This window comes from Micromonospora sp. DT4, from assembly GCF_049841675.1.
Classification (GTDB): Bacteria; Actinomycetota; Actinomycetes; order Mycobacteriales; family Micromonosporaceae; genus Micromonospora.
The window spans coordinates 41,576-48,217 of record NZ_JBNCKT010000038.1 but is presented as its reverse complement, the minus strand read 5'-3'; the positions used below and the strand labels follow the sequence as shown (position 1 = coordinate 48,217).

Annotated in this window: 7 protein-coding genes; 2 read left to right on the top strand and 5 right to left on the bottom strand. The window is 71.2% G+C overall.

Translation table 11 applies throughout. The features are described from left to right. Positions 1 to 240: 240 nt before the first annotated feature. The 4 genes from ACLQ24_RS13825 to ACLQ24_RS13810 form a co-directional block, all read right to left on the bottom strand. The gene (locus ACLQ24_RS13825; RefSeq protein WP_425891769.1) at positions 241 to 960 is read right to left on the bottom strand and encodes a CDP-alcohol phosphatidyltransferase family protein; all 720 of its coding nucleotides are present in this window, start codon (positions 958 to 960) and stop codon (positions 241 to 243) included. Then, positions 935 to 2,002, bottom strand: coding sequence for an iron-containing alcohol dehydrogenase family protein (locus tag ACLQ24_RS13820; protein WP_425891768.1), 1,068 nt, complete (start codon positions 2,000 to 2,002; stop codon positions 935 to 937). Before ACLQ24_RS13820 ends, ACLQ24_RS13825 begins: the two co-directional genes overlap by 26 nt. Further along, positions 1,990 to 2,721: a sugar phosphate nucleotidyltransferase gene (locus ACLQ24_RS13815; protein ID WP_425891766.1), complete on the bottom strand. Its 732-nt coding sequence runs from the start codon at positions 2,719 to 2,721 to the stop codon at positions 1,990 to 1,992. Before ACLQ24_RS13815 ends, ACLQ24_RS13820 begins: the two co-directional genes overlap by 13 nt. A gap of 79 nt (positions 2,722 to 2,800) precedes the next feature. Then, positions 2,801 to 2,974, bottom strand: a complete 174-nt coding sequence (locus ACLQ24_RS13810; RefSeq protein WP_425891764.1) for a hypothetical protein — start codon at positions 2,972 to 2,974, stop codon at positions 2,801 to 2,803. Positions 2,975 to 3,104: 130 nt separating this feature from the next. Here ACLQ24_RS13810 and ACLQ24_RS13805 point away from each other — a divergent pair, with 130 nt between their 5' ends. Both ACLQ24_RS13805 and corA read left to right on the top strand, forming a co-directional pair. After that, positions 3,105 to 4,199: a PLP-dependent aminotransferase family protein gene (locus tag ACLQ24_RS13805; RefSeq protein ID WP_425891763.1), complete on the top strand. Its 1,095-nt coding sequence runs from the start codon at positions 3,105 to 3,107 to the stop codon at positions 4,197 to 4,199. A 304-nt stretch (positions 4,200 to 4,503) separates the two neighbouring features. Further along, positions 4,504 to 5,652 carry a magnesium/cobalt transporter CorA gene (gene corA / locus ACLQ24_RS13800; RefSeq protein ID WP_425891762.1) on the top strand — a complete coding sequence of 383 codons (1,149 nt, stop codon included), beginning with the start codon at positions 4,504 to 4,506 and terminating at the stop codon, positions 5,650 to 5,652. A 163-nt stretch (positions 5,653 to 5,815) separates the two neighbouring features. Here corA and ACLQ24_RS13795 read toward each other — a convergent pair whose 3' ends face one another. Then, positions 5,816 to 6,592: a hypothetical protein gene (locus ACLQ24_RS13795; RefSeq protein WP_425891760.1), complete on the bottom strand. Its 777-nt coding sequence runs from the start codon at positions 6,590 to 6,592 to the stop codon at positions 5,816 to 5,818. Positions 6,593 to 6,642 lie beyond the last annotated feature (50 nt).

Sequence of the window (6,642 nt, the reverse complement as noted above, 5' to 3'; positions counted from 1 at the left end):
CCCCACGACCTCATCACCGCCGTGACCACCGAAATACCGACCGCGACCAGGGTCAACACCACTACGCAATAGCCCTGTCCTCGACCCGCTCGGCGACACTCACGCAGACGCCGTCCGCCGCCTCGTCGCACAACCCGTCAGCTCCGACGAAACGGTGCTGACCAGATCCAACCCGTGAGGGGATTCGAGCGGGAGGCCCTGCCCGTTTCGGTGGCGTTCCGCCGACCCGCCATTGGGCCCTTACAGAGAGGCGCGGGCGGAGAAGGCGATGCTGGCGAGCAGGAAACCGCCGTTGACGATGGTGAACGCGACCAGCACCCAGAGGACGAGCGCGGGGGCCACGGCGAGCACCAGGGCGGCCACGAAGACGACCGCGCCGTAGTCGCGGACCAGCTTCACGAGGCGTACGGGCAGCGAGGTCGAGGTGACCATGCTGGCGGCGTTCGGGCCGGCCTGCATGACCGAGGTGACCAGGTTGACCATCCAGGTGCCCGCGAAGGTGGCCACCAGCCAGGTCGGGGTGGACGGCTCCTGCGCTACGGCGGTGGCGGCCAGCGCGGCCACCAGGGCGATCTGCGCGGCCACGTCGCAGAGGATGTCGATCCGGGCGCCCGCCGGGCTGCCCTGGCCGGTCACCCGGGCGAGCTGCCCGTCCGCGCAGTCCAGGGAGTACGCCACCTGCCAGCCGACCAGGGCGATCAGACCGACCACCCAGGCCGGTACGTCACCGTCGGCGACCGGGCTGGCGAGCGCGACCACGGAGATCGAGGTGGCCAGCCCGAGCACCAGGTTGGTGAGGGTCAGCGCTGTCGGGCGTAGCCCGAGGCGTTGCGCGACCAGCGCGACGACCGCGCCCAGCCACTGGCTGATCGACTCGCTGAACAGACCGCCGCCCCGGTTGACCCGGTGGAAGTCGGCGATGGTGGGACGGGGGTCAGCCAAGCTGGTCGCGGATTGCACCGGCGTAGTCTGCCAGCCGCTCCCGCGTCTCGGTAGGCGACAGGGCCAGGTGCTCGAGGATGGTGTATCGGTCCGGGCGGGTACGCGGCGCGAACTGCACGGCCTCGACGAACTGGTCGTCGGTGAGCGCCACCTCGGCGGGGAGTCGGGGCAGGCCGTGCCGGGCCAGGCAGGCCGACATTTCCCCGAAGCGGCGCAGATCTCCGCGCAGCCAGGTGCAGAACAGCGCGCCCAGACCGGCCAGCTCGCCGTGCGAAGCGGTGCCGGGGAAGAGCGAGTCGACCGCGTGCATGATCTCGTGGCAGCCGCCGCTGGACGGTCGGCTGGTGCCGCAGACCGCCATCGCCAGGCCGCTGGAGATCAACGCCTCGGCCAGTACGGTGACGAACGCGTCGTCGGTCATGTCGCCCGGATGGTTGAGCACCGCCTCGGCACCCGCTCGGGAGAGCGAGGCCGCCAACCCGTCGACCGGTTCGCCGCGTACCTGCCGGGACAGCTCCCAGTCGGCGAGCGCGCTGATGTTGCTGACCACGTCGCCGATGCCGGCCCGGTTGTGCCGGTCCGGGCCGCTCTCCACGAAGTCCAGGTCGACGATCACCGCGATCGGGATGTGCACCCCGTAGGAGCCCTTGATCCCGTCGGTGATCAGGCTGGCCACCGGGGAGGCGATCCCGTCGTTGGCGAGGCTTGTCGCCACCGACACCATCGGCAGCCCTCGGCGAGTCGCCGCGTACTTGGCCACGTCGATGGTCTTGCCGCCGCCGATGCCGACCACCGCGTCATACGACCGGGCGCGCAGCTTGCCGCCCAGGTCGTCGGCGGCGTCCAGCGTGCCTCCGGCGACGGTGAACACGTCGGCAGTCCGCAGCGACGGTCGGATCAGCTCCGCGATCTGCGCGCCCTGGCCCGGGCCGACCACCACCGCGACGTCACCGCCCGAGGAGATCCGCCCGTCGGCCAGGATCGCGGCCAGGTCGGCGACCGCCCCGCGTCGCACGTCGATGTGCAGCGGGGTGAGGACGCTCCGCGCTAGTAGCGGCACGCGATCTCCCGCGCGCGGGCCAGGTCGGCGTGGTTGTCGACCTCGACCCACGGGACGTCACCGATCGGCGCGGCCCGCACCTCCCCGCCCCGGTCGGCGAACTCCTGGTAGCCGTCCTCGTAGTAGAGGTTCGGGTCCCGTCGCCAGGTCGCCTCCAGCGCGTCGGCGAGGGCGTCGGCCACCTGCGGCTCGATCAGCGTCGCGCCGATGTACTCCCCGTACGCCTCGCCCGGGTCCATGATCTTGGTGATCCGGGTGAGCTGGCCGGCGCCGTCGAAGGTGGTCTTCATCTCCTCCTCGGCCAGCGGCTTGAGGGTGTCCACCGCGAGCAGGATGCCCGGGCCGCGCTCGGCCAGCAGGGTCTTCTCGATGCTCACCGGGTGCACGGTGTCCCCGTTGACCAGCAGCACCCCGCGCGCGAAGTACTCCCGGGCCAGCCAGAGGGAGTAGGCGTTGTTCCACTCCTCGGCCTTGTCGTTGTGCACCAGGGTGAGCGTGATCCCGTACTTCTTCTCCAGCTCCGCCTGGCGGGAGACGACCGCGTCCGCCGCGTAGCCGACCACGATCACGATGTCGGTCAGCCCGACCTCAGCCAGGTTGCCCAGCGCGATGTCCAGGATCGTCGTCTCGCCGTCCACCGGCACCAACGCCTTGGGCAGGGTGTCGGTGTACGGGCGCAGCCGTCGTCCCGCTCCGGCCGCGAGCACCATTCCGATCATCGCGACATCCTCCCTCGTCCTGCTCCCCGTCACCGGTGGAGGATAGCGCCGGCCGGCGGTGCCGCTCCGGCCAACCGGGTCAGCCGGGCAGCGCGGCCAGGTCGGCGAGCATGGTCAGCCGCTCCTCGGCGGCGAGCACGGCGTACGGGCGCGCCGGGGCAGGATCGCCGCGTGGCGCTCCTACGTCGACTGGAGCGCGCTCCTCGATTTTCTGGGCGTGCAGTTTGACGGCCTCTCCCGAGCGGCGCAGCACGACTCGCTCGCACTTCCGGTCTGATCTGCTGCCGACCGGAGGGTGAACGTCACCCGTCCCGGTGGCTCAGGATGCGGACATCGCCGTGCCGTCGGCGCGTCCCCCGCCGCCGCCCGTACGCTCAATATCCATGACCGCCGAGCAGTTGATCTCCTTTGCCCGTGGGGCCCCCTCGCTGGACATCGTCGATGTCGAAGGGCTCAAGGCCGCCGCCGTACGTGCCTTCGACGCCGATCCGGCGGGGGTCACGGCGTACGGCACCTCCGTCGGCTACGTTCCGCTGCGCAAGTGGATCGCCGAGAAGCATGGGGTCGCGGCCGACCAGGTGCTGGTCACGAACGGGTCGCTCCAGGCCGACGCGTTCCTCTTCGACCACCTGATCCGCCCCGGCGACGCGGTGGTCGTCGAGCGTCCGACGTACGACCGCACGCTGCTCAACCTCCAGCGGATGGGCAGCGAGCTGCACGGCGTCGCCGTCCAGCCGGACGGCCTGGACACCGCCGAGCTGCGCAAGCTGCTGGAGTCCGGGGTGCGCCCCCGGCTCGCGCACGTCATCCCGAACTACCAGAACCCGGCCGGCGTGACGCTGTCGCTGGAGAAGCGCCGTGAGCTGCTCGACCTGGCCGCCGAGTACAACTTCACGATTTTCGAGGACGACCCGTACGCGGACATCCGCTTCCGGGGCGACGCGCTGCCGTCGATGCTCTCGCTGGACACCCGCAACGTCGTCGTGCACGCGTCGAGTTTCACGAAGACGGTCTGCCCGGGCGTACGCGTCGGCTACCTGGTCGGCCCGGCGGATCTGATCGCCGACATCGCCAAGAACGCGACGAGTCTCTACATCTCGCCCGGCATGGTGTCGCAGGCGATCGTGCACCAGTTCTGCGTCTCCGGCGACATCGACCGCTCGATCGACACCGTCCGGGCGGCGCTGGGCGAGCGGGCTCAGGTGCTCGCCGAGTCCCTGCGCCGGCACCTGCCGCAGGCCCGGTTCGTCGAGCCCGACGGCGGCTACTTCCTGTGGGTGGAGTTCCCGGAGGACGTGCTGGTGGACCGGCTCGTCCCGGCGGCGGCCGAGCGTGGCGTCGCCGTCGTCAAGGGCAGCGACTTCGTCCTCGACGGCGGGCGGCACGCCCTGCGGCTGGCCTTCTCGGCGGTGACGGCCGACCGGATCGACGAGGGTGTACGCCGGCTCGCCGAGGCCGTCGAGGCCAGCCGAAGCTGATCTTCTGTCGGGTTTCCGACAAAAAGGCGATGCCGGCCGTCCCGGGGCTCCCCAGCGGGCGGCCGGCGGCCCACAATGCTGCGAGCGTCATCCGTCAGGTGTAGCGGGGATCACCACCGGCCACCCCGGGTCACGCGTGCAGCACAACCCTCGCCCCCACGGGTGCCGGGTGGGCCGGTCGTCCCTGCACCCCCCGGATGCGGCCCGGCCCGCCCGGCGCCGCACCCGCGACCGCCGTCACACCTGCCGGTGGCCACCATCGGCGTAGCCTGCAAGCCGCAGGCGAGCGCGGGGAGGTGTCGCGATGACGGATCGGGCAGAGCGGGGCCGGACGGCGCCGCTGAACACATCTCGGGTGCTGCGACCCCGAGCGTGGCCGTCCCCGGTCCGGGCGGTGACCCGGATGCTCAACGTCGACGGTTCCCCGCCCACCCCGGCGTCCACCGACACCGGGCGCAGCGGGGTGGTCGACTGCGCGCTCTACATCGACGGCAAGCGGCAGCCCGGCGACTGGGCGTACGCCGAGGCGCTGGAGGCCGCACGCCGCGAGCAGCACGGCTTCGTGTGGATCGGGCTGCACCAGCCCGAGCTGGCCGAGATGACTGCCATCGCGGAGACGTACGGCCTGCACGAGCTGGCCGTCGAGGACGCCGTGAAGGCCGAGCAGCGGCCCAAGCTGGAGCGCTTCGGCGACGTCAGTTTCCTGGTGCTGCGCACGGCCCGGTACTGCGAGCACACCGAGCTGACCGAGACCTCCGAGGTGGTCGAGACCGGTCAGGTGATGCTCTTCATCGGCCCGAACTTCCTGATCAGCGTCCGGCACGGTGACGCCTGCCGGCTCTCCCCGGTCCGGGCGGACCTGGAGACCAAGCAGGAGCTGCTGCTCCAGGGGCCGTGGGCGGTGGCGTACGGGGTGACCGACCGGGTGGTCGACCTCTACCTGGAGGTGGCCGAACAGCTCGAGGACGACCTGGACCAGTTGGAGGCCGAGGTCTTCGACCGCAACAGCCACGGGCGGATCCAGCGGATCTACCAGATGAAGCGTGAGCTGGTGGAGTTCAAGCGGGCTGTGGTCCCCTTGCAGCGGCCGCTGATGAACCTGACCTCGCAGGTCAACCGGGACGTGCCCAAGGAGATCCGTAAGTACTTCCGGGACGTGCAGGACCACCTGAGCCGCACGGTCGAGCAGGTGAACTCGTACGACGACCTGCTGAACTCGATCCTCCAGGCGCGGCTGGCCCAGGTCACCGTCGACCAGAACAACGACATGCGCAAGATCGCCGCGTGGGCAGCCATCGCCGCGGTCTGGACCTCCATCGCCGGCGTCGAGGGCATGAACTTCGAGAACATGCCCGAGCTGAAGATGATGTACGGCTATCCGGTGGCCCTGGCCCTCATGCTCGCCGTCTCGCTGGCCCTCTACCGCTGGTTCCGCCGCAACGGCTGGCTCTGACCGGCCCGCGCGGCGGGCAGCGCCGACAGGGCAGAGCACGCGACGGGGCGTCGACACGCGCAGAGCACGCGACCGGCGCCGCCGACACGCGCAGCGCACACGCAGAGCGCCGGCGCGCGGGGGGAGGCCCGCATCGCCGGCGCTCGCTGCGCTGCTGTCGGAATCAGCGGCGGCCGTTGGTGCGGGCGGTGTCCTTGCTCAGCGCCTTGGTGAGGTCGTCGGCCGGGCGTCCCGAAACGTCCTTGGCACCCTCGGCGACCGACGGGACCTTGTCGGTCGGGCGAACGTCGGTCTGCTTGGTCGCGTTGGCCGGGCCGGTGGTGCTGGCGCTGTCGCCGCCCGCGACCGCCGAGCTGCCCGCGCCGGTCATCCCGGACATGGCGGACCCGTCCGACCCCTTGGTCGCGGCCGGGGTGCGCACCTCGATCGAGTCGACCTCGTTGCGCATCGGCTCCAGGGTGCGGGTCGGGTCGTACTCGGCCCACTCCTGCTGCTCGCGGCGGCGGCGCAGGGCGACGGCCCCGGCCAGTCCGGCGATGGCGCCCGCGGCCAGCAGGCCGGTCATCATCGAGCCGCGACGGCGCGGTTGCTTCTTCTTACCCGTGATCCGCATGGTCTTCGACTTGGCCTTCCTGGTCAGCGGCCCTGCCTGCGCGGCGCCGTCACGGGCCGCCGCGGCCAGCGGTGCCAGCGTGGTGAGTGTCGTCCCCCAACCGGTCGACGCGCGGTCGCGCACCTTCACCGCGGCCGGCCCGACGTAGCCCCGGGCCACCTGGACCCGTGGGCCGACGGTCGCGCCCGCGCCCTTGGCGGCGTGGTTGGCTGCTTGCCTCAGGTGGCTGATGCTCTGGTTCAGCTCTGCCTTGGCGAGCTGGCCCTGGGACTTACGCCGCCCGATTCCAAACACGGTCCTACCTCCTGGGAGTCGTTCCTTCGTCATCCTCCACCTTCGGATGCCTCCGCGATGCCAGATCGGGCACATGGGAGGAT

Coding starts and splice junctions, on each gene's coding strand:
- corA (WP_425891762.1), top strand. CDS start 4,504: ATGACGGATCGGGCAGAGCGGGGCCGGACGGCGCCGCTGAACACATCT.
- ACLQ24_RS13795 (WP_425891760.1), bottom strand. CDS start 6,592: ATGACGAAGGAACGACTCCCAGGAGGTAGGACCGTGTTTGGAATCGGG.
- ACLQ24_RS13805 (WP_425891763.1), top strand. CDS start 3,105: ATGACCGCCGAGCAGTTGATCTCCTTTGCCCGTGGGGCCCCCTCGCTG.
- ACLQ24_RS13815 (WP_425891766.1), bottom strand. CDS start 2,721: ATGATCGGAATGGTGCTCGCGGCCGGAGCGGGACGACGGCTGCGCCCG.